The organism is Rhodococcus sp. IEGM 1306 (genome assembly GCF_036541985.1).
GTDB classification, from domain to species: Bacteria; Actinomycetota; Actinomycetes; order Mycobacteriales; family Mycobacteriaceae; genus Rhodococcus_F; species Rhodococcus_F qingshengii.
This window is the reverse complement of record NZ_JAZHFF010000004.1, coordinates 477,901-500,666: the sequence shown is the minus strand read 5'-3', so window position 1 is coordinate 500,666 and position 22,766 is coordinate 477,901. Positions and strand designations below refer to the sequence as shown.

Annotated in this window: 20 protein-coding genes; 7 read left to right on the top strand and 13 right to left on the bottom strand. The window is 63.1% G+C overall.

All coding sequences use genetic code 11. The features are described 5' to 3' along the window. Nucleotides 1–44 precede the first annotated feature (44 nt). Genes V3587_RS14940 through V3587_RS14930 form a run of 3 tightly spaced genes read left to right on the top strand, consistent with a single transcriptional unit; the run spans nt 45 to nt 2,274 of the window. Entirely contained in the window at nt 45–845 is an 801-nt protein-coding gene (locus V3587_RS14940) for a crotonase/enoyl-CoA hydratase family protein (protein WP_283376714.1), read from the top strand. Beyond that, on the top strand, nt 842–1,702 hold the full coding sequence (locus V3587_RS14935) for an EamA family transporter (RefSeq protein WP_283376715.1): 861 nt from the start codon (nt 842–844) through the stop codon (nt 1,700–1,702). The genes V3587_RS14940 and V3587_RS14935 overlap by 4 nt, the downstream gene beginning before the upstream one ends. A gap of 44 nt (nt 1,703–1,746) precedes the next feature. Beyond that, complete coding sequence (locus V3587_RS14930; protein ID WP_095970321.1) at nt 1,747–2,274, top strand: gamma carbonic anhydrase family protein; 528 nt, start codon at nt 1,747–1,749, stop codon at nt 2,272–2,274. A 40-nt stretch (nt 2,275–2,314) separates the two neighbouring features. On the opposite strand, the gene V3587_RS14925 is transcribed toward V3587_RS14930, so the two are convergent. From V3587_RS14925 to V3587_RS14895, 7 genes are all read right to left on the bottom strand, one after another. After that, nucleotides 2,315–3,301 carry a pirin family protein gene (locus V3587_RS14925; protein WP_283376716.1) on the bottom strand — a complete coding sequence of 329 codons (987 nt, stop codon included), beginning with the start codon at nt 3,299–3,301 and terminating at the stop codon, nt 2,315–2,317. A gap of 19 nt (nt 3,302–3,320) precedes the next feature. Continuing rightward, the gene (locus V3587_RS14920) at nt 3,321–3,794 is read right to left on the bottom strand and encodes a MarR family winged helix-turn-helix transcriptional regulator (protein ID WP_124568269.1); all 474 of its coding nucleotides are present in this window, start codon (nt 3,792–3,794) and stop codon (nt 3,321–3,323) included. Then, nucleotides 3,781–4,875 (bottom strand): LLM class flavin-dependent oxidoreductase, encoded by a 1,095-nt coding sequence (locus tag V3587_RS14915; protein WP_095970472.1) that lies wholly within the window; start codon nt 4,873–4,875, stop codon nt 3,781–3,783. Before V3587_RS14915 ends, V3587_RS14920 begins: the two co-directional genes overlap by 14 nt. Nucleotides 4,876–5,021: 146 nt before the next feature. After that, nucleotides 5,022–6,554 (bottom strand): DHA2 family efflux MFS transporter permease subunit, encoded by a 1,533-nt coding sequence (locus tag V3587_RS14910; protein ID WP_050656395.1) that lies wholly within the window; start codon nt 6,552–6,554, stop codon nt 5,022–5,024. After that, on the bottom strand, nt 6,551–7,021 hold the full coding sequence (locus tag V3587_RS14905; RefSeq protein WP_003941890.1) for a MarR family winged helix-turn-helix transcriptional regulator: 471 nt from the start codon (nt 7,019–7,021) through the stop codon (nt 6,551–6,553). Before V3587_RS14905 ends, V3587_RS14910 begins: the two co-directional genes overlap by 4 nt. Nucleotides 7,022–7,110: 89 nt before the next feature. Continuing rightward, on the bottom strand, nt 7,111–8,076 hold the full coding sequence (locus tag V3587_RS14900) for an NADPH:quinone oxidoreductase family protein (protein WP_283376717.1): 966 nt from the start codon (nt 8,074–8,076) through the stop codon (nt 7,111–7,113). Between the two features lie 78 nt (nt 8,077–8,154). Continuing rightward, nucleotides 8,155–8,811, bottom strand: coding sequence for a TetR/AcrR family transcriptional regulator (locus tag V3587_RS14895; protein WP_283376718.1), 657 nt, complete (start codon nt 8,809–8,811; stop codon nt 8,155–8,157). Between the two features lie 65 nt (nt 8,812–8,876). Between V3587_RS14895 and V3587_RS14890 the strand changes: the two genes are divergently transcribed. Both V3587_RS14890 and V3587_RS14885 read left to right on the top strand, forming a co-directional pair. Further along, nucleotides 8,877–9,866 carry an NAD(P)-dependent alcohol dehydrogenase gene (locus tag V3587_RS14890; RefSeq protein WP_283376719.1) on the top strand — a complete coding sequence of 330 codons (990 nt, stop codon included), beginning with the start codon at nt 8,877–8,879 and terminating at the stop codon, nt 9,864–9,866. Nucleotides 9,867–9,910: 44 nt separating this feature from the next. After that, nucleotides 9,911–10,669 (top strand): acyl-[acyl-carrier-protein] thioesterase, encoded by a 759-nt coding sequence (locus V3587_RS14885; protein WP_007728423.1) that lies wholly within the window; start codon nt 9,911–9,913, stop codon nt 10,667–10,669. On the opposite strand, the gene V3587_RS14880 is transcribed toward V3587_RS14885, so the two are convergent. Continuing rightward, the gene (locus V3587_RS14880; protein ID WP_003941897.1) at nt 10,666–10,866 is read right to left on the bottom strand and encodes a hypothetical protein; all 201 of its coding nucleotides are present in this window, start codon (nt 10,864–10,866) and stop codon (nt 10,666–10,668) included. The genes V3587_RS14885 and V3587_RS14880 overlap by 4 nt on opposite strands. A gap of 73 nt (nt 10,867–10,939) precedes the next feature. Here V3587_RS14880 and V3587_RS14875 point away from each other — a divergent pair, with 73 nt between their 5' ends. Beyond that, complete coding sequence (locus V3587_RS14875) at nt 10,940–11,437, top strand: SixA phosphatase family protein (protein ID WP_124568231.1); 498 nt, start codon at nt 10,940–10,942, stop codon at nt 11,435–11,437. A gap of 13 nt (nt 11,438–11,450) precedes the next feature. Here the strand turns inward: V3587_RS14875 and V3587_RS14870 are convergent, their stop codons facing one another. Further along, nucleotides 11,451–12,458, bottom strand: a complete 1,008-nt coding sequence (locus V3587_RS14870; RefSeq protein ID WP_283376720.1) for an LLM class flavin-dependent oxidoreductase — start codon at nt 12,456–12,458, stop codon at nt 11,451–11,453. Nucleotides 12,459–12,546: 88 nt separating this feature from the next. On the opposite strand from V3587_RS14870, the gene V3587_RS14865 reads away from it, so the two are divergent. Further along, nucleotides 12,547–12,933 (top strand): glyoxalase superfamily protein, encoded by a 387-nt coding sequence (locus tag V3587_RS14865; protein WP_003942070.1) that lies wholly within the window; start codon nt 12,547–12,549, stop codon nt 12,931–12,933. Between the two features lie 72 nt (nt 12,934–13,005). On the opposite strand, the gene V3587_RS14860 is transcribed toward V3587_RS14865, so the two are convergent. From V3587_RS14860 to V3587_RS14845, 4 genes are all read right to left on the bottom strand, one after another. Next, on the bottom strand, nt 13,006–16,962 hold the full coding sequence (locus tag V3587_RS14860) for a DNA-directed RNA polymerase subunit beta' (protein ID WP_003941914.1): 3,957 nt from the start codon (nt 16,960–16,962) through the stop codon (nt 13,006–13,008). A 117-nt stretch (nt 16,963–17,079) separates the two neighbouring features. Then, a complete protein-coding gene (gene rpoB, locus V3587_RS14855; RefSeq protein WP_003942068.1) occupies nt 17,080–20,586 on the bottom strand; it encodes a DNA-directed RNA polymerase subunit beta in 3,507 nt (1,168 codons plus the stop codon). Between the two features lie 439 nt (nt 20,587–21,025). Further along, nucleotides 21,026–21,901 carry a hypothetical protein gene (locus V3587_RS14850; protein ID WP_283376721.1) on the bottom strand — a complete coding sequence of 292 codons (876 nt, stop codon included), beginning with the start codon at nt 21,899–21,901 and terminating at the stop codon, nt 21,026–21,028. 45 nt (nt 21,902–21,946) lie between these two features. Then, entirely contained in the window at nt 21,947–22,675 is a 729-nt protein-coding gene (locus V3587_RS14845; protein WP_095970329.1) for a hypothetical protein, read from the bottom strand. Between the last annotated feature and the right edge of the window lie 91 nt (nt 22,676–22,766).

Below are 22,766 nucleotides of genomic sequence, written 5' to 3'. Positions count from 1 at the left end.
GTGAGAGACTGAGCTCAACTGCCATCGACTACCAGGAGCAACCCATGAGCGACGCCGTACTGATCTCGCGAACCGGCGATGTGGTCACGTGGACCCTCAATCGCACGGACACCCGCAACGCGATCTCCGAGATCGACATGATCGAAGCTCTCGAAGACGCGGTCACCGCGGTGAACCGAGATCAGAGTGTGCGCGCGGTCATCCTCACGGGAGCCGGGTCAGCCTTCTCCTCCGGTGGCAACGTCAAACACATGCGAGACAAGGAAGGCATGTTCGGTGGCGCGCCCGGCGAGATCCGCCAGGGCTACCGGCACGGCATCCAGCGCATTCCACTCGCGCTGTACACGTGTGAGGTGCCGACCATCGCAGCCGTCAACGGCCCGGCCATCGGAGCGGGCTGCGATCTCTCGCTCATGTGTGACCTCCGCATCGCCTCGACGGCGGCGGTCTTCGCCGAGAGCTTCGTCAAGGTGGGACTCATCCCCGGCGACGGCGGAGCGTGGCTGCTCCCCCGCGCGATCGGTAACGCCCGCGCCGCCGAGATGGCGTTCACCGGCGAACCGATCAATGCTGCGAAGGCACTCGACTGGGGGCTGGTCTCGCAGCTCACCGAGCCCGAGGAATTGCTCTCCGCAGCGCATGCCCTGGCAGCGCGGGTAGCGGCCAATCCCCCGCAGGTACTCCGGATGACCAAGAAACTGCTTCGCGAGGGCCAGCACCAAAGCCTCGAGAGCCTGCTCGAACTCTCGGCCGCCATGCAGTCGATCGCCCATCACACCCGCGATCACCACGAAGCCGTCGCTGCCATGCTCGAACGTCGTAGTCCTGAGTTCACTGGAGAATGAAGACCGGCAGTCAGCTACTGCCGGTCGGCGCGGTCCTCACCTCGATACTGTCGCTCCAGTTCGGAGCGGCATTCGCGACGACACTGTTCTCGCAGATCGGACCTGCCGGCGCCACGACGCTGCGACTGACGATCGCCGCGATCATCCTCGGCGTCATCGTCCGCCCGCGTTGGAGTCGGTGGTCGAACCGACAGCGCAAGGGCATCTTCGCGCTGGGCATCGCCCTGGCCGTGATGAACGGTGCCTTCTACCTCGCTCTCGAGACCGTGCCCATCGGCACCGCCGTCACCATCGAGTTCCTCGGACCGCTCACCCTGGCCGCAGTTCTGTCTCGTCGGTGGGCCGACGGGGCATGGGTGCTGCTCGCCTTCGGCGGAGTGTTGCTGCTGGGATTGGGCGATCACGGCGAATCCGGTTTGGACCCGATCGGGGTGATGTTCGCGTTGATCGCCGCTGCCGCGTGGGCCGGCTACATCGTGGCCGGTTCCCACCTGGCCGCGACACTCCCGAGCGCCGACGGGTTGGCGGGCGCAAGCATCGTCGCGGCGGTTTTGACGCTTCCCTTCGGCGTCGTCTCCGGCGGGAGTGAACTGCTGGAGCCGAAGATGCTCGCCGCCGGCGCGGCCGTCGCCATCCTCTCGTCCGTCATCCCGTACAGCTTGGAAATGTGGGCGTTGCGATCATTGGCCAAGAAGGTCTTTGCCGTCCTCATCGCCCTCGAACCCGCTGCGGCCGCACTGGCCGGAGTCCTCGTGATCGGGCAGACGCTCGACGCGTTCACACTCGTGGCCATCGGGCTGGTGGTGACCGCGGGCGTCGGCACAGTCGTCATGAATCGAAAGCCCACACCGAAATAGTCCAGGTACCGTCAGAGCACGTCATTCCAACGCACAGGAGAACCATGACCAACCCGATCATCGCCACCGTTCTCGGACGCACCCCGCAGATCGACGAAAGTGCGTTCATCGCACCCAACGCCACCGTTGTCGGCGCGGTGACCATCGCTGCGGGCGCCAGTATCTGGTACGGCGCAGTCCTGCGCGGCGACGCCGAATCGATCTCCATCGGCGCGGACACCAACATTCAGGACAACTGCACGGTGCACGCCGACCCCACGTTCCCCGCGGTACTGGGCGAACGAATCTCGGTCGGCCACAACGCGGTGCTACACGGGTGCACCGTCGAAGACGACGTGCTCGTCGGCATGGGCGCCGTGGTGCTCAACGGCGCGCACATCGGTTCGGGATCGCTGATCGCCGCCGGTGCGGTCGTGTCCCAGGGGATGCAGATCCCGCCTGGATCACTGGTCGCCGGCGTGCCCGCCAAGGTCAAACGTGAACTCTCCGAAGGTGAAAAGGCCGGTATCACCGCCAACGGCGCCGGCTACATCATGCTCGCGAAGGCTCACCAGGACATCGAGCACGCTTGATCGAGACGACGCTCGCGGCCGGTAGCAGCAAGGCCGGCGACTAGCCCCGGGGCCGCAACGTACTGTTCGGCAACTCGGGCGCCGGGAGCGCCGGACCGTCGTATCCCGGCACGACGCCGAAACGCTGGTCCGGGACGCTGCCGTCGAATCCGGAGGCAAGCTCAGCCTGCCACTTGCGTCGATACTCGACGACCTCTTCATGTGTACGGCCCATGAAGTTCCACCACATGACGACCTGCTCGCCCAACGGTTTTCCGCCGAGAAGTAGCAGTCGAGCCGGTTCGGATCCCGGATTACGCAAAGTCAGTTTTCCGAAACCCGGTGCTTGGTAACCCAACTCGGCCCAGCCGACGGTGGTACCACGCAGAACAACCGATCCTCGATCGACGATCACGCCGTGCTCATGTGAACGATCGACATCGAGGGCGATCTCGGCCCCAGGATCGAGAATCACCTCGGCACCGAGTAATTCGGTGAAGGTAGACACCGGAGACGTGTCACCGGCGAGCGAACCGAGGAACACACTGAGCGTGGCACCATCGGTGGTCACCGGCTCCGGTCGATAGTGAACGAACGCGGGTGCGGTATCGCGCGCCGCATCCGGCAGCGCCACCCACAACTGCATCCCGTGCAGAACCTTGGTGTTCGGCGTCGACACCTCGGAGTGCGCGATCCCACTCCCGGCCGTCATCAAATTCAGTTCACCCGGCCGCACCATCGCATGGGAACCGATGCTGTCACGGTGCTCGATCTCTCCGGTGAACAGCCAACTCACCGTTTGCAATCCGGTATGCGGATGCGGCGGCACATGCATGCCCGGTCCTGAGCCGACGTCATCCGGACCGTAATGATCGGCAAAACACCATGCCCCGATCAACGAACGCTCGCGTTGCGGAAGGGTGCGACGCACTCGCATCGCCCGCGGGCCACCGAGCGGAACGTCGCGCGGGGTGAGAATCTTAATCTCGCTCTCGGCCGGATGGCCTTCGCATTCCTGCTCGACGGGTTGCGCTTCGAGGTTGCTCATACTTCCATCCTGCCTCTAGTCATGACTGCGCGAGACGCAGACGCGTGCACAATTCCGCTAGTTGCCGGAGTTCATCGGCGTCCAACGCTGGTCCGACGTGGCGCCGAATGCTCGCTGCATGGCGGCGGCCCACTGATTTCTGCAGCGCTGCACCCGCTTCGGTGAGTTGCACGACCGTGCCGCGGCGATCGCGCGGATCAACACTCCTCGATACCAGACCTTCGCCCTCCAGCCGCTCCACCAAGCGACTGAGCGACGGTTGGCTCAACAGAATCTCCCGATTCAGGTCATGCAGGCGCAGGCAGTTCCGCGGCGCGAGACTGAGAGTGAACAGCACGTCGTACTCGCGCATCGTCACCTGATCCCAGACGTCATCGGCGGCCAGCCGCCGCAGCACCGACACCTGGGCGCGAAACAGTGCTTCCCAGGCGTCGGTGGCGAGTTCGGTGGTACTGACCGGAACGTCAAGCGGTTGCTCGTCAGGCAGTGACACTGCTTGCCTCACGAGCTGCCTTCATCGACGCGTGAGTGGGCGGGTTGTCCGGCACATGTGCGGGCCGCCTGGCCGCGAACTCACGGCGCAGAACCGGAACAACTTCCTCACCGAGCAGATCGAGCTGCTCGAGCACGGTCTTCAGCGGCAGCCCGGCGTGATCCATCAGGAACAGCTGGCGCTGATAGTCACCGAAGAAATCGGCGAACGCCAACGTCTTCTCGATGACCTGCTCAGGGGAACCGACGGTCAGCGGCGTCTGCTCGGTGAACTCTTCGAGTGAGGGGCCGTGTCCGTACACCGGAGCATTGTCGAAATACGGACGGAATTCCTTGACCGCGTCCTGACTGTTCTTGCGCATGAAGACCTGACCACCGAGTCCGACGATCGCCTGATCCGCCGACCCATGGCCGTAATGCTCGTAACGCCGGCGGTAGAGATTGATCAGCTCGATGTAGTGCTCTTTCGGCCAGAAGATGTTGTTGGCGAAGAATCCGTCGCCGTGATAAGCCGCGATCTCGGCGATCTCGGGGCTACGGATCGAACCGTGCCACACGAACGGCGCGATGCCGTCCAGCGGGCGCGGCGTGGACGTGAATCCCTGGAGCGGAGTGCGGTACTCCCCCTGCCAGTTCACGACCTCCTCGTCCCACAGCCGGCGCAGAAGTTGATAGTTCTCGAGCGCCAACGGGATGCCGGCGCGAATGTCCTTGCCGAACCACGGGTAGACCGGCGCGGTGTTCCCGCGTCCCATCATCAGATCGACGCGCCCCTCGGCGAGGTGTTGAAGCATCGCGTAGTCCTCGGCGATCTTCACCGGGTCGTTGGTGGTGATCAGCGTCGTGGACGTGGAAAGGGTGATCTTCTCGGTCTGGGCCGCGATGTATCCGAGCATCGTGGTCGGCGATGACGGCACGAACGGCTTGTTGTGATGCTCGCCGGTCGCGAAGACGTCGAGGCCGACTTCCTCGGCGTGCTTGGCGATGGTCGTCATGGCCTTGATGCGCTCGTGCTCTGTCGGGGTCGTCCCCGTCGTGGGATCAGTGGTGACGTCACCGACCGTGAAGATTCCGAACTGCATGGTTGCTCCTCCGCGAACTAGATCCATGCGTTTGCATGTAACTGATCAAACATTCAACCATCAAGCTCTATTCCACAGCAAAAAGGTGAGGGCGGCACACAAGATGTGTGCCGCCCTCACCGGACGAACGATCTATCGAAAAGCGGTCAGTGCATGACGATCGGCGTTGCCGTCTCGCCCTCGGCCACCGGCCTGGTGGTCTTGCTCCGCGGCAGGAAGAACGCCGGGATGAGGGTCAGGACGATCAGCACAGTGGCAACGAGGAAGGTGTTACCGAAGGCATCCGACGCCGCGCTGAGAATCGAATCTGCAGCGGACTCCTGCGGACTTCCCGGTTCGGTCGGAATGTGCGACGCCGCTCCGACCATCGTCGTATCGAGTCCACGATCGAGAAGCTGGTTGGTCAGGACCACCGACATCACGGCGGTACCGATCGAACCTGCGGTCTGCTGAACGATGTTCATCAGGGTGGAGCCGCGAGCGATCTGCTCGTTGGAAAGCGTCACGATAGCTGCGGTCATCAGCGGCATCATGGTGCAACCCATACCGAGGCCCATGACGAACAGCGCGCCCATCAACAGCCACGTCGGCGAGTCGGAAGCGACCTGCGTGAACACACCCAAGCCGATGAGAATCAACGGCAAACCGGTCAGGACGATCTTGCCCGGGCCGATCTTGTCGACCAGTCGACCAGCGATGGGCATGGTCACCATGGCGCCCAGACCCTGCGGAGCCATGAGCAACCCGGCAGCGAGCGTGGTGTGACCGCCGACCTGAATGAAGTAGCTCGGGAACAGCAACCCGGCTCCCATGAACGCGACGATGAACAGCGACGTCGTGATGACGGCGGTGGTCAACTGACGGTTCTTGAACAGGTGCAGGTCGATCAGCGGGTGATCCTTGTTGAGCGCGTGGAACACGAAGGCGATGATCAGCGCCAGACCGATACCGGCCGACACCAGAACCCGAGCCGACGCAACGGTTCCCACCTCGGGAATGGACGACACACCGAACAAGAACAGCGCGAGGCCGGGCGACAGCAGGATCATGCCGAGGAAGTCGAAGGACTCCGAAGGCTTCGCCTTGTCCGACGGCAAGATGATGAATGCCGCTGCCAACGCGATGATGCCGATCGGCAGGTTGATGAGGAAGATCCAGTGCCAGCTCGCAGCCTCGATCAGCCAACCACCGAGGATCGGGCCACCGATGGGGCCGAGCAGCATCGGGATACCGAGAACTGCCATGACGCGACCGACGCGGTCCGGACCGGCAGCCCGGGTCATGATCGTCATACCGAGCGGCATCAACATGCCGCCGCCGAGGCCCTGAAGCACACGGAAGCCGATGAGCGAGGTGATGTCCCACGCCATCGCACAGGCGACCGAACCGAGCACGAACAGCACCAGGGCAGTCATGTACAGGCGCTTGGTACCGAAACGGTCGGCAGCCCAGCCGGTAACCGGAATGACCGTCGCCAAAGCGAGGGTGTACGCCGTCATCGTCCACGCGACGGTGGCGTACGAAGTTTCGAAGTCCTCGGCAAAAGTGGTGAGCGCGACGCTCACCACGGTTACGTCGAGAATCGACATGATGGCGCCGAGCACCACCACGGAAGCGATCTTGAGGACCGCCCCGTCAAGTTTGTCGGACGCCGGTGCCGGCGCGTTCGGCGATGTCATCGCGAAGTCTCCTGGTTAAGTGCTCGCAGATAGTCACCCGCGAGAATGGGCTTGAGAGCCTCGAACAAACGAATCCGCTCTGGCTCAGGAACACGCGACGCGAATTCACGAAGCTGGCCGCGCTTGCACTCGATGTGGTTGGTCGTCACCTTACGACCGGCCTCCGACAAGGAAACCCGCTTGACGCGTCGGTCCCGCTCGTCTTCACGGCGATCGACCAGACCCATGTTCACGAGCTGATCGATGTTCCGCCCCGTCGCTGCCACCGAGAGCCGAAGCTCGTCGGCAACCTCGTTGATCGGGATCGCCGCATCACGTTGCGCAAGCACGAACAGCACACGCACCTGAGAGAACGAGAGATCCAGCTCGATCAACGCATCGATCGACTCCGAATCACCGGCGCTCATCAGGCGAGTGAACAACTCGTCGAGTGCTCCATACAGGTCATCAGAATCGGAAGCGATCACCTGGCAAATGGTAGTGCGGTTGCAACTATTGCCCAAATGAAAACATGTTGCAACTTATTATTTGGTGACCACCATCACGTTGCGAAGAATCATTCCTGCAGCAAGATGGCCTTTCCGAGAACTTTGCCGCTTTCGAGATCAGCCAGGGCAACTGCTGCATCAGCAAGGGGATACCGTGCCTTGACCAGGGGTCGCAAGCCGTTTCGGACGTGTTCTACCAGCGATGCGTGGACCTCGGCCACCGCTTCGGGATTGGTGCGTGTGAACTCGCCCCACGCGGCTCCGACAATGCTGATGTTGCGGAACAGCACCCGGTTCACCTTGACCTCCGGGATGCCGCCACCGGCAAAACCGATCACCACAAGACGGCCCTCCGGCGCCAGAACACGCACCGCGTCGTCGAACGCGTCGCCGCCCACCGGATCCACGACGATCTGCGCGCCGACGCCGTCGGTCAGTTCCCGAATACGCTCGCCCCATCCCGGAGCAAGCGGGACTACCTCGTCGGCGCCGAGCTCACGAAGGAAGTCCTCGACGCCCTCGCGGCGTACTACGGCAATCACCCGGGCGCCGTGCGCCTTGGCCAGCTGGATGGTTGCCGTTCCGACACCGCCCGCAGCGCCGAGTACAACGACTGTCTCCCCCGCGACGATCTTCGCGCGACGAGCGAGCGCGAACTCCATCGTCTGATAATTGATGATCAGCGACGCCGCCTCGCCGAAAGCGAGTCCGTCCGGAATTCGAAGCACCTGCGCCGGGTTGACGGCAATCCGCTCTGCATACCCACCCAGATACGCGGCCGCGAGAACACGATCACCCGGAGCGAAACCCGATCCCTCCGGCGCGGAGACCACGACGCCCGAGATCTCCGCTCCGGGAATGAACGGCGGTTCCGGGCGGATCTGGTACTTGCCGTAGGTGATCAGCAGATCCGGAAAGCAGACACCGCTGGCCTTCACATCGATGAGCACGAGACCTTCGGCGGCGGGCTCGGGGACCTCCTGCGCGACAATTCCTTCGGGACCGGACAGTTCCGTAACCACCATGGCGCGCACAGAAAGCTCCTCTTCGGGACATCTGAAGTCTGGACCGGTAACCCGGTTTCTCGACTTTAACCCGGTACACACGTCAGATCATCGTTCACTCCCGATATGCAGACGCTCGAGACCGTCGAGAATCAGATCCAGACCGAAAGCGAATTCGGCGGCATAGCTGTATCCGGGCGCCAGGACATGCTCGGTGGTCAACTCGGCCAGGTGCGGATACTGACCGCTCTCGAACGACCCCATGATCGCGTTCGCCAGTTCCGTCGTTTCCTGCGCGGTTTCGAACGGCAGACTCACCTCTTGGAGCACAAAGCCGTAGATGTACGCATCCATGATCGAAAAGGCGTGCGCAGCAAGGGCAACCGGAAATTCGGCGGCGCGTAGCGTTCCGATGACGGCGTCGTGGTGGCGCAGGGTCGCGGGACCAGGCGTCGTTCGGGACTCCATCAACGGAGTTGCCCACGGGTGTCTCCCCAACACTTCCCGCGTCGATACCGCTCGCGCGTGGAGTTCCGCGCGCCACGGGTGTCCCGGCGTCGGCAGATCGATCTCCGCGAAGACCGCATCGACCATTCCGTCGAGCAGATCCCCCTTGTCGGAAACATGGTTGTACAGAGACATCGCCTCGACGCCCAGTTCGGTCCCCAGCTTGCGCATGGTCATCGAATCGATTCCGACGGAATCGGCAAGCGCGACAGCAGCGCGTACAACGTCGTCTCGGGTCAATCTTGCGCGCTTGTCCACGTTGACAGAACTTACACCGTAAGTGCAATACTTACGGTGTAAGTATTCGACGAACGGAGACTCGCATGGCGAAGGAACTGATGACAGCCGTCGTACAGGATCGCTACGGCGAGGCCGACGTTCTCTACGTCGACCGCATTCCGCGGCCCGCTGTCGCCGACAACGAAGTGCTGATACGCGTCGAGGCCGCGTCCGTCGACCGCGGAGCATGGCATCTCATGGCCGGACTGCCATATCCGTTGCGCCTAGCCGGTTTCGGACTGCGCGCACCCAAAAATCGGGTCCGCGGGCTGGACGTGGCCGGCCGCGTCGAGGCCGTCGGCAGCTCGGTTACCCGCGTGGCAGTCGGCCAGGAGGTGTACGGGATCGCGGTCGGTTCGTTTGCGGAGTACGCACGCGCACTCGAAACCAAGATTGCCGCAAAACCTGCCCGGTTGTCGTTCGCACAAGCAGCAGCGGTGCCGGTCTCCGCCCTCACAGCGCTGCAAGCCGTACGCGACCACGGCCGCGTGCAGGCGGGGCAATCCGTCCTCGTACTCGGCGCATCCGGTGGCGTCGGGATCTACGCGGTGCAGGTGGCACAAGCCATGGGCGCTCACGTCACCGGCGTATGCAGCACCTCGAAAACCGACACCGTCCGCTCCCTCGGAGTCGACGAGGTTCTCGACTACCGCGTCGACGACGCCACCGACGGATCACATCGATACGACGTCATCATCGACACCGGCGGCAACCGCCGACTGCGAGACCTACGACCAGCGCTCACACGCACTGGAACGCTGGTAATCGTCGGCGGCGAGAACGGCGGACGGTGGCTCGGCGGAATCGATCGCCAGATCCGCGCACACTGCTTGTCTCCGTTCATATCTCAGAAAATGGGCACCCTCATCGCTTCGGAGAACGCCGAAGATCTGGAGGTCCTGACGCAGATGATCGACGCCGGAGACATCACCCCGGTGATCGACTCCGTTCATCCCCTTGCCGACACCGCCGTCGCCGTGGCACGAATGGTCGACGGTTCCGGCTGCGGAAAGCAGATAATCGCCACTCGCTGAAAAGCCTGACAGAATCGGCTCACTCCAGCGAACAGGAATCTCACGTGAACCCAGATCTCACGCTCGCGCAGCAGCCCGACAGAGGACCGATCTTCGTCAAGTCCCGCCCGGTCCGCACCGGCGACATCGACGTCGCCAAGCAGGTCAGGCTCGACGCCGTCGCCCGCTACCTGCAGGACATCGGCAACGACAACATCGAGGCCGCCGGCGCCATCGACACCCATCCGCTCTGGATCGTGCGTCGTACGGTCGTCGATGTCGTACGCCCGGCGATCTGGCCGGAAGAGTTGACGATGACTCGCTGGTGCTCCGGCTTCTCCACGAGGTGGGCGAACATGCGCGTGCGCTTCGACGGCAGCAACGGCGCCCTGATGGAGACCGAAGGTTTCTGGATCAACATCAGCGCCGAGTCAGGCATGCCCACCCGGATGAGCGACGACTTCATGCGGCCGTTGGAAGAATCCACCGACGAGCATCGTCTGAAGTGGAAGCGTGTCCTCGCCGAGAACGCACCGGAGGCGGACGACGCCGGTGTTCTCGACACGCCGTTCGCTCTGCGCGCCACCGACATCGACCCGTTCGACCACGTCAACAACGCCGTCTACTGGCAGGCGGTCGAAGAGGTCCTCAGCGCTCGCACCGAACTGCGTACGGTTCCGCATCGAGCACTGATCGAGTACCTCTCCCCCATCGTCTCCAGCGACGACGTCGTCCTGCGCAGCCGCGTCGACGACAAGACCGTCACGGTCTGGTTCCTGGTCGGCGAAGCGCTCCGCGCAGTTGCGCAGGTGAGCGCCCTCTAACGCAGTTTCTGGGTCGCGACAGCCGCGACACCGAACACCAACGCGAGAAGAATCGCGGCCCAGAAACCGAAGAGCCACCACACCACGCCGAACACGACCACTGCCGGGGCAACGGTGATGAAAGCGATGGTGGGGCTTTCGCGTACAACCTCGAGTGCAGTTCGGGCATTAGTTCGATCGAGCTTCTTACCGGCCATCGAAAACCTCCTTCAAGGTCCTGACCATCCAGAGTAACCGGACTGGCGGGCATAAAGCGGATACCGTGAACGCATGGCCGACCACCGCACCCTCGTCCTCATGCGACACGGCAAGTCCAGCTACCCCGAGGGCATCCGTGATCACGAGCGTCCGCTCGCCGAACGGGGCCTGCGCGAGGCCCGCATCGGCGGCGAATGGATCCGCGAAAACGTCCCGCCCGTCGACGCCGTCCTGTGCTCCACCTCCCGGCGGACCGTCGAAACTCTTGCCTCGACGGGAATCGAAGCTCCCGCCGGATTCGAGAAGTCCATCTACGGCGGCTCACCCGCAGACGTCATTGCAGCTGCGCGAACCACGTCCGACCACGTCAAGACGCTCCTGATCGTCGGACACGAACCCGGAATTCCCTGGACTGCACTCGATCTCGCATCGAACGAAAACTCCGAAGCGGCCCAACGTATCCGCGACAAGTTCCCGACTTCGGCGATCGCCGTCCTCTCCGTACCGGTGCCGTGGACCGACCTCGACGACTCCGTCGCGACGCTGCTCGAGTTTCACGTGCCTCGTTAGATCAACCACACCGCTAGAGCACCTCACGTAGCAGGCGGTCCGAAAGTGCGAGCGCGTCACGGTCGTACGTCGACGTCGACGCCAACACTTCGTCGGCACCGGTCCGCTCGGCCAGGTAGTGAAGTTGCTGCTTCACCTCGACGGGCGTCCCGTGGAGCGCCGACGCCATGAACGACTCGATCCGCCTGGTGTTTCGGTCACTGCGCGGGGCGTGCCTGATCTCGTCCGGTGACACCAGCGGCGGAAACTCCCCTGTCCGTGACGATTCTGCGAGTGCGTATGCCTCCGGGATCAGCAACTCACGCGCCGCGTCGGTGGTATCGGCAACCGCCACCTCGAGAGAGACCACCACATAGGGTTCGGGATGAGCGTCGGTGGCCCGGAAAGCCCGGCGGTACTCGTCCAGTGCATCCACCCGGCCGGTACCCCCGATTCCGAGTATCGGCCCACCCACGACCACCGGAAGCCCCAGTTGCGCTGCCACTTCCAGGCCCGTGCGCGTCGCGAGCACGAAGATCGGCACCCCGGTCTCCGACGCCGGCCGTGCCGTCACAGCCGCGGATCCGTCAAGGTAGCGCCTCACCTCTTCCAGATCCGACGCAAACGTGTCCGGAGCGTCCTTGCTGCGTCGTAATGCCTGACGAACAGGCTCCGTGAATCCCAGCGATCGACCGAGGCCGAGATCGATTCGCCCCGGGTACAGAGCCTCCAGCATCAAGAACTGCTCGGCGACGATCAGTGGTTGGTGATTCGGCAGCATGACCCCACCGCTCCCGAGTCTGATCTCGCGCGTCTGCGCGCCGATCGCGGCGAGCAGTACTGCCGGCGACCCGCTCCCGATCCCGGGCACTGCGTGATGCTCGGCCACCCAGAACCGGTGGTAGCCGAGCGCGTCGGCGTGCGCGGCGCGTTCGACGGAATGCGTCAGAGCTGCGGAGTCGGGGTATCCGCTCCTGGTTCGGGATCGGTCGAGCAGTGAGAGAAGCACTCTCGGAGCAACAAGGAATTCGGAAAGTTTCATCCGAGCCGCAATCGAGGACCGTTTCTGACCGCAATACCCGCAACACTGGACCTGTCGCCGGAATTCACCATCACATGAAGGGCACGTCATGGACATCAAGCTCGAACTGGTCGCCATTCCCGTCACCGACATCGACCGCGCCAAGGACTTCTACGTCCGCCTCGGCTTCAATGCCGACCACGATCACACGGTCAGCGAGGACCTGCGATTCGTCCAGCTGACCCCACCCGGCTCCGCCTGCTCGATCTGCATCGGCAAGGGAATCACCGACGCCGAGCCCGGTTCCGTCGTCGGCATGCAGGTCGTGGTCAAAGACATCGAAGAGGCCGAGCGCGAGTTCAAGAGCCGCGGCATCGACATCAGCCCGATCGACGACCAGGCCTGGGGACGGTTCATCTACTTCGCCGACCCCGACGGCAACAAGTGGGCTGTCCAGGAGATCGTCATCCCGGACCTCAGCGGCAGTAACTCCTGAACACGAACGACTCCTGCCATGAAAAATCCCCCCGCCTCTTTCGAGGTGGGGGGATCTTCTACGAACTAACCGCTAGCGGTAGTCGTTGCTGAAGCCGTAGTCGTCCAGCGGAACTGCAGCACCGGTGTTCTGGCCGAAGCCGTCCGGGCTGTAGTACTGGTCGTCGTACGACGGCACTGCGTAAGCAGCGGCGCGTGCCTCTTCGGTGGGCTGAACCTGGATGTTGCGGTAACGGTTGATACCGGTACCGGCAGGGATCAGCTTGCCGATGATGACATTTTCCTTCAGACCGATCAGCTTGTCCGAACGGCAGTTGATAGCCGCGTCGGTCAAGACACGAGTGGTCTCCTGGAACGATGCCGCGGACAGCCACGAATCCGTCGCGAGCGACGCCTTCGTGATACCCATGAGCACCGGACGGCCGGCTGCGGGCTCGCCACCCTCGGCGACAACGCGGCGGTTTGCCGACTCGAACTCGGCGCGCTCGGTGAGCGAACCGGGCAGGAACTCGGTGGCACCGGAATCGATGATCGTCACGCGACGAAGCATCTGGCGCACGATGACCTCGATGTGCTTGTCGTGGATCGACACACCCTGGCTCCGGTACACCTCCTGGACCTCGTTGACCAAGTGGATCTGAACCTGACGCGGACCCATGACTCGCAGGACCTCGTGGGGATCGGCAGCACCTTCCATGAGCTGCTGTCCGACCTCGACGTGGTCACCGTCAGCCAAGAGGCTTTCGCGACCGTCGGCGTGCTTGAAGACGCGCAGACGCTGACGCTTGCTGAGCTTGTCGTAGACAACCTCTTCGCCGCCGTCGTCCGGAACGATGGTGATCTTGTAGAAACGATCGCCGTCTTCGAGCTGTACCCGACCGGTGACGTCCGCGATAGGAGCCTTGCCCTTGGGCACACGTGCCTCGAACAGCTCCTGGACACGCGGCAGACCGCCGGTGATGTCATCTCCTGCGACACCACCCTGGTGGAAGGTACGCATGGTCAGCTGGGTACCGGGCTCACCGATCGACTGAGCGGCGACGATACCGACAGCCTCACCGATGTCGACCAGCTTGCCGGTGGCCATCGAGCGGCCGTAGCAAGTGGCGCAAACGCCGGTGCCGGTGGTGCAGGTCAGGACCGAGCGGACCTTGACCGTCGTGATGCCGGCTTCGAGCAGAGCATCGATCGCGGGATCACCGAGATCGTGGCCACGCTCGACGATGACGGTGCCGTTCGCGTCGACTGCATCGGCCGCCAAGGTACGGGCGTACGTGCTGGTCTCCACGTGAGCATCGCGGATCATCGTGCCGTCGGCCTGCTTCTCGGCGATCGTGGTGACGATGCCGCGCTCTGTTCCACAGTCGACCTCGCGGACGATGACGTCCTGCGAAACGTCCACCAGACGACGGGTCAGGTAACCCGAGTCGGCGGTGCGGAGTGCGGTATCGGCCAGACCCTTGCGAGCACCGTGCGTGTTGATGAAGTACTCGAGAACGGTCAGGCCTTCCTTGAAGGAAGACTTGATCGGACGCGGGATGAACTCACCCTTCGGGTTTGTCACCAGACCCTTCATACCGGCGAGCGAGCGAACCTGAGTCATGTTGCCGGCTGCGCCGGACTTCACGATCATCGGGATCGGGTTGCTGTCGGGGAAGTGAGCCTCCATGGCCTTGCCGACCTTGTCGGTCGCTTCCTGCCAAATGGTGACCAGAGCGCTGTTGCGCTCCTTCTTGTCCAGAGCACCACGCTGGTACTGCTTCTCGATCTTGTCGGCCTGAGCCTCGAAGTCCTCGATGATGGCAGGCTTCTCCGGCGGCACGAGCACGTCGGAAATCGAGACCGTGACACCCGAACGGGTGGCCCAGTAGAACCCGACGTCCTTGAGCTTGTCGACGGTCTGAGCAACCACGATCATCGGGTACCGCTCGGCGAGATCGTTGATGATCGTCGCCTGGCGCTTCTTCGGCATCTGCTCGTTGACGAACGGGTAGTCCGCCGGAAGCAGCTCGTTGAAGAGCACACGGCCGAGTGTCGTGGTGGCGGTCCAGCCGTCACCGTAGTTCCAGCCCTCGGGGAACAGTTCGTTCTCGAGGTCGCGCGGCGGACGCTGCTGCGTCAGACGCACCTTGATCTGAGCCTGAACCGAGAGCGCGCCGCGGTCGACTGCCATCTGAGCCTCGGCGGGCGAGGAGTACACGCCCTGCTCTGCCTCGTCGTTGGTCGGAGCAACGAGCTCACCGGTGACACCCTCGTCGAGACGGGTCAGGTGGAACAGACCCGTGACCATGTCCAGACGCGGCATGGCGAGCGGGCGACCCGAAGCAGGCGAGAGGATGTTGTTCGAGGACAGCATCAAGATGCGTGCCTCGGCCTGAGCCTCTGCCGACAGCGGGAGGTGAACAGCCATCTGGTCACCGTCGAAGTCGGCGTTGAAGGCCTCACACACCAGCGGGTGGAGCTGAATGGCCTTGCCCTCGACGAGCTGCGGCTCGAATGCCTGGATACCCAGACGGTGCAGCGTAGGTGCACGGTTGAGCAGCACGGGGTGCTCGGCGATGACCTCTTCGAGGACGTCCCACACCTGGACGCGCTTGCGCTCGACCATGCGCTTTGCCGACTTGATGTTCTGCGCGTGGTTGAGATCGACCAGACGCTTCATCACGAACGGCTTGAACAGCTCGAGAGCCATCAGCTTGGGCAGACCACACTGGTGCAGCTTGAGCTGAGGACCGACGACGATCACGGAACGACCCGAGTAGTCGACGCGCTTACCGAGCAGGTTCTGACGGAAACGACCCTGCTTGCCCTTGAGCAGATCGCTCAGGGACTTCAGCGGGCGGTTACCCGGTCCGGTGACCGGACGTCCACGACGGCCGTTGTCGAACAGGGCGTCGACGGACTCCTGCAGCATCCGCTTCTCGTTGTTGACGATGATCTCGGGAGCACCGAGGTCGATCAGTCGCTTGAGGCGGTTGTTGCGGTTGATGACGCGGCGGTACAGGTCGTTGAGGTCGGACGTCGCGAAACGTCCACCGTCGAGCTGAACCATCGGGCGAAGCTCCGGCGGGATCACCGGAACAGCGTTGAGGACCATGCCCATCGGCGAGTTGCCGTTGGTTTGGAAAGCCGCAACCACCTTGAGGCGCTTGAGTGCACGCAGCTTCTTCTGGCCCTTGCCGCTGCGGATGGTCTCGCGGAGAGACTCTGCCTCGGCGTCGAGGTCGAAGTTCTGCATCAGGATCTGGATGGACTCTGCGCCCATCGCACCCGTGAAGTACTCGCCGTAACGGTCGACCAGCTCGCGGTACAGGAGCTCGTCGATGATGAGCTGCTTGACGCTCAGCTTGGTGAAGGTGGTCCAGATCTCGTCGAGACGATCCAGCTCACGCTGCGCGCGGTCACGGAGCTGACGCATTTCGCGCTCGCCGCCGTCCTTGACCTTGCGGCGGACATCGGACTTCGCGCCCTCTGCCTCCAGCTCGGCGATGTCGGCTTCGAGCTTCTGCGCACGTGCCTCGAGATCGGCGTCACGCTGATCTGCGACGGTCTTCTTCTCGACCTGCATCTCGGCTTCGAGGGTGGACAGCTCGTTGTGACGGAGCTCCTCGTCGACGCCGACGATGACGTAGGCAGCGAAGTAGATGATCTTTTCGAGATCCTTCGGAGCCAGGTCGAGCAGGTAACCGAGACGGCTCGGAACACCCTTGAAGTACCAGATGTGCGTGACCGGTGCGGCCAGTTCGATGTGACCCATGCGCTCACGACGAACCTTGGCGCGAGTGACCTCGACGCCACAGCGCTCACAGATGATGCCCTTGAAGCGGACACGCTTGTACTTACCGCAGTAGCACTCCCAGTCCCGGGTGGGGCCGAAGATCTTCTCGCAGAAGAGGCCGTCCTTCTCGGGCTTGAGCGTGCGGTAGTTGATGGTCTCCGGCTTCTTGACCTCGCCGTAGGACCAATTGCGGATGTCCTCTGCACTGGCCAAGCCAATGCGGAGTTCATCGAAGAAGTTGACGTCGAGCACGTAACTTCCTTTCCCCGTTGGGGTTACGGTTGCCGGTCACCCGGCAACCTGACTGCCAATTCAAATGTGAACTACGCCCCCGGGCCGCTCTTTCAAGAGCAACCCGGGGACCGAAACCTAGTTCGCGAGGTCGTCGACCGTCGCAGCTTCGTTCCTGGACAGGTTGATGCCCAGGTTCGCTGCGGCCCGCTCCAAGTCCTCGTCGTCGCCGTCCGCCATCGTGATGGCCGCGCCGTCCGAGGACAGCACCTCCACGTTGAGGCAGAGCGACTGGAGCTCCTTGAGGAGCACCTTGAACGACTCGGGGATGCCGGGTTCGGGGATGTTCTCGCCCTTGACGATGGCTTCGTACACCTTGACTCGACCGACCACGTCGTCAGACTTGATGGTCAGCAGTTCCTGCAGCGTGTAAGCCGCGCCGTAGGCCTGCATCGCCCAGCACTCCATCTCACCGAAGCGCTGGCCACCGAACTGGGCCTTACCACCGAGAGGCTGCTGCGTGATCATCGAGTACGGACCGGTCGAACGAGCGTGGATCTTGTCGTCGACCAAGTGGTGCAGCTTGATGATGTACATGTAACCGACCGAGACCGGGTACGGGAACGGCTCGCCGGAGCGGCCGTCGAACAAGGTGGCCTTTCCGTCGGGTCCGACCATCTGCTCGCCGTCACGGTTCGGCAGCGTCGCGCCGAGGAGACCGGTGAGCTCGTCTTCCTTCGCACCGTCGAACACCGGGGTGGCGATGTTCGAGTCGGCCGGAGCGGACAGCATCTCTTCCGGCAGGGTCGCAGCCCAGTCGGGACGAGAGCCGTCGGACGCGATCTGAACGTTCCAGCCGGTCTTGCCGATCCACCCGAGGTGGGTCTCCAAGACCTGACCGATGTTCATACGACGCGGGACGCCGTGCGTGTTCAAGATGATGTCGACAGGCGTGCCGTCCGAGAGGAACGGCATGTCTTCCTGCGGCAGGATCTTGCCGATGACGCCCTTGTTGCCGTGGCGGCCGGCGAGCTTGTCGCCGTCCTGGATCTTGCGCTTCTGTGCCACGTAGACGCGGACCAACTCGTTGACACCGGGAGGCAGATCGTCGTCTTCGTCACGCGAGAACACGCGGATTCCGATGACCTTGCCGGTCTCACCGTGAGGAACCTTGAGGGACGTGTCACGAACCTCGCGAGCCTTCTCACCGAAGATGGCGCGAAGGAGGCGCTCTTCGGGGGTCAGCTCGGTCTCGCCCTTCGGCGTGACCTTTCCGACCAGCACGTCACCGTCACGAACCTCGGCACCGATACGGATGATGCCGCGCTCGTCGAGGTCGGCGAGGACCTCGTCGGAGACGTTCGGGATGTCGCGAGTGATTTCCTCGGCACCGAGCTTGGTGTCGCGGGCATCGATCTCGTGCTCCTCGATGTGAATCGAGGTCAGGACGTCCTCTTCCACGAGACGCTGCGACAGAATGATCGCGTCCTCGTAGTTGTGGCCTTCCCACGGCATGATCGCGACGAGCAAGTTCTTGCCCAGCGCCATCTCACCGTTCTCGGTGCAAGGGCCGTCGGCCAGAACCTGGCCGGCCTCGACACGCTGTCCCTCGTCCACGATCGGACGCTGGTTGGCGCACGTGCCCTGGTTGGAACGCGCGAACTTGCGCATCCGGTACGTCTTGCGGCTTCCGTCGTCAGCCATCACCGTGACGTAGTCCGCGGAGATCTCCTCCACGACACCTGTCTTCTCGGTGATGATGACGTCGCCGGCATCCACAGCTGCACGCAGCTCCATGCCGGTTCCGACGAGAGGTGCCTCGCTGCGAACCAGCGGGACAGCCTGACGCTGCATGTTCGCGCCCATCAGGGCACGGTTTGCATCGTCGTGCTCGAGGAACGGAATCATCGCGGTTGCGACGGACACCATCTGACGCGGCGAAACGTCCATGTAGTCGATGTCGGAGGACGCGACGAACTCGACCTCGCCACCCTTACGACGGACGAGAATCTTCGAGTCGGTGAAGCGACCCTCGCGGTCGATGGCCGAGTTGGCCTGCGCGACCACGTGGCGGTCTTCTTCGTCAGCGGTCAGGTAGTCGACCTCGTCGGTCACCTGTCCGTCGACGACGCGACGGTACGGGGTCTCGATGAAACCGAACGGGTTGACGCGGGCGTAGACCGACAGCGAACCGATCAGGCCGATGTTCGGGCCTTCCGGGGTCTCGATCGGGCACATGCGGCCGTAGTGCGACGGGTGAACGTCGCGAACCTCGAGGCCGGCGCGCTCACGGGACAGACCACCCGGGCCGAGGGCGGACAGACGACGCTTGTGCGTCAGCCCCGACAGCGGGTTGTTCTGGTCCATGAACTGCGACAGCTGGGAGGTTCCGAAGAACTCCCTGATCGCAGCGACGACGGGACGGATGTTGATCAGCGTCTGAGGCGTGATTGCCTCGACGTCCTGCGTGGTCATGCGCTCACGAACCACACGCTCCATGCGGGACAAGCCCACGCGGATCTGGTTCTGGATGAGCTCGCCGACCGTACGCAGACGACGGTTGCCGAAGTGGTCGATGTCGTCGACCTCGACGGGAACCTCGACGCCGCCCGGAGCCGTCATCGAGGTGTCACCTGCGTGCAGACGCACGAGGTACTCGACGGTGGCGACGATGTCTTCTTCGGTGAGAGTGGATGCAACGATCGGCTGACCCGCGTTCAGGCCGAGCTTCTTGTTGATCTTGTAACGACCCACGCGAGCGAGGTCGTAGCGCTTGTCCTTGAAGAACAGGTTCTCCAGCAGGGTCTGCGCGCTCTCCTTGGTGGGGGGCTCGCCCGGACGCAGCTTGCGGTAGATGTCGAGCAACGCCTCATCGGTGCCGGCGGTGTTGTCCTTCTCCAGCGTGGCCATGAGGATCTCGGAGAAGCCGAAGCGCTCCGTGATCTGCTCGGTGGTCCAGCCGAGTGCCTTGAGCAGGACGGTGACAGGCTGACGACGCTTGCGGTCGATACGGACACCAACGGTGTCGCGCTTGTCGACGTCGAACTCGAGCCATGCGCCGCGACCCGGGATCACCTTGACGCTGTGCAGATCCTTCTCGGTGCTCTTGTCGACGCTCATGTCGAAGTACACACCGGGGGAACGCACGAGCTGCGAGACGACCACGCGCTCGGTGCCGTTGATGATGAAGGTGCCCTTGTCGGTCATCATCGGGAAATCTCCCATGAAGACCGTCTGGCTCTTGATCTCACCAGTGTTGTTGTTGATGAACTCCGCGGTGACGAACAACGGCGCCGCGTAGGTCATGTCCTTGTCTTTGCACTCGTCCGTCGAGGCCTTGACCTCGTCGAATCGAGGGTCGGAGAAGGACAGCGACATGGTGCCGTTGAAATCCTCGATCGGAGAAAGCTCCGCGAGGATGTCCTCGAGACCACCGGACACTGCATTGTCGCCGAGTGCCGCTGCTCGTTCGCGCCAACTCTGCGCGCCGATCAGCCACTCGAACGAATCTGTCTGTACGTCAAGAAGCCCGGGAACTTCGAGGGGTTCGCGAACTTTCGCGAACGAAACCCTCTTCGGGGCTCCGGGGATTCCGGAAACTGCCTTGGTCTGGCTAGAGACTGCCAAGATGCGTCCTTCCAGCACCTCACGCGGGCCGCTCCGTGCTGTTGCGACCGCCGCTGTATCTGCTTCGAATTTCGCTGGTTACAACCCGAACGAAACCCGTCGCAGAAAGCAAGAAGTACTTGACTTCGCAGCGGTTGAGACGAGGGGTGGACAGGAGGCAGCCAGCGCAACGTCCAAAAGTACACCCTTACTCTGGAAATGTCGAGTCGGGTGTAACTGAGGGTCGAATTCAGAAACTGACGTGAGACTGCCGATCACTCGTCCGTGCATGTTCACCGATCAGAGTGGACCTTGCGGACCGCTCCGTCAAGGGCGAGAGCGCGTGTCGCGGCATTCGAACATTCGTGACGCGCATTCGAACACTGCCACCGGAAGTGTAGCCAGCAACGGCGTCACATACGAAAAATCTGGACCGAGATCGTGCGTCGGTCCAGATCCTCGTCGTGGTACGCAGGTGCTACTGGTCGCGAATCTCCGAGATCAGCCAGTTTCCGTCTTGTTTCTCCAGGCTCACGATGACCATTCCGGAGCGAGAGTCTGCCGCCACGCCGTTCTGCGTCGAACTGACGTTCAGTTGGGCGAGCAACTGTGCCCGGTCCTTCTCGAGTCGTGTGATCCCGATCAGCGGGACATCAGCGGTCGTTGCCGTCTGAGTTTGTTCGACGCCGGCCTTCTGCGTGTCCTTGTACTGCGTCAGCTGGTCACGCATCGACTGATTCAGGCCCTGGACACCCTTGTCGAAATCGGCGTCGAACGTGTCGGGAGAAAACGTGAAGACTGCCGCCAACGCCGACGGCGTCACGCGAAGAACCTCGGCCGTGGCGCCTTCGTCCACCCAGGCGATGTCGTCCGTCTTCGCGCCGACTTTGAAGAAGGCGATGCCGGCGACGATCGCGACGATCACCGCCGCGGCCCCCAGGATCGCAACCAGGCGCCAGCTGCCCTTCGGCTGTGTGGATGTTGCCGGCGACTCCCCCGCGTCGGCCTGCGGGGCAGTGGGGGCGACGCCCTCCGCCTCTCCCGCGGCTACCTTCGGTTCGTCTGCGGCTGTCTTCACCGGCTTGGTGAGATCGGGGACCGGGGTGGATTCCGGAGCGTCGGTTTCCGGCTTCGGCGGCTCGGCGTCTCCGGATTCTGCCTTCGCGAGCGTCGGCTTCGCAGCCTCCGATGTCACAGCCTCCTGTGTTTCTTCTTCCGGCTTTTCGATCGTGGGCTCGACCGAATCCGAATCGGACGTCCCCGCGGGGACGTTGAGTGAACGAGCGCTTCCGGCGATCTTCGGCCGACGGTTCTGCGGGGAGGACGGTCCGCCGGTACGACGTTTGGGTGGCATTACGCGCTTCTCCTTCGAGGGATGTCGGTGTGCAGATTCGACGAACTACTGGCCACCGGAATCACCACCCTCGGTTGTCGGTGCAGGAGCACCGGACGCAGGTGCCTCGGTCCCCGAACCAGGGGCAGGCGTTGCATCAGGTGCAGGCGTGGAGCCGTCGGCCGCCGGCAGAGTGCCGGAGCCGAGATCGAGTCGCGATCCGATCGGATCAGCTGACTGCGCCTTCCAGACCCCGTCGACCTCGACCATGCCCAGCCGCATGCCGAGCTGATTCTTGACGAACTGATTGCCCTGCGTCGTGGTCACTCGAACGACGACCAGAGCCGTGGCGGTCCGGTCATCGGTGTTGAGTTCGGTGAGCGCGGACTGAACGACTTCGGTGTCAGCCTTCGAGCCCGAGTTACGCAACTCGTCGGTGATGGAATCCTGAACGGTCTGCAGATACGTCGTCATCTCGTCACCGGTCACCGAAGAACGCATGTTCTCGATCGACTGGTCGAGATTCGCCGAATCCGCGTTGTTGAGGTTGATCGCGACTTGCTGCGCACCGACCAGCGCGTCGTCACGCATCTCGGCGGTAGTGCGGTCGGTGGTGAGCGCCCGGACGTACGGGACGCCGAACACACCGAGCGCAACCACTGCCGCCAGAAGCAAGACACCGACCGCAATCAGAGACGCTGTCAGCCCCTTCGGTCTACCGGTTGTCGGCGCTCCCGATTCGACTTGCTCGGGCCCGCCGGACTGCGGGGAACTGTTTCTCTGAATCACACTCACTACCCTACTTACCTGTTTTGCCCAGCCTCTGGCCGCGAATCGTCAACTGCCACAACTCAGTAGCCTGAACTGCACAAACTCGATCACATTC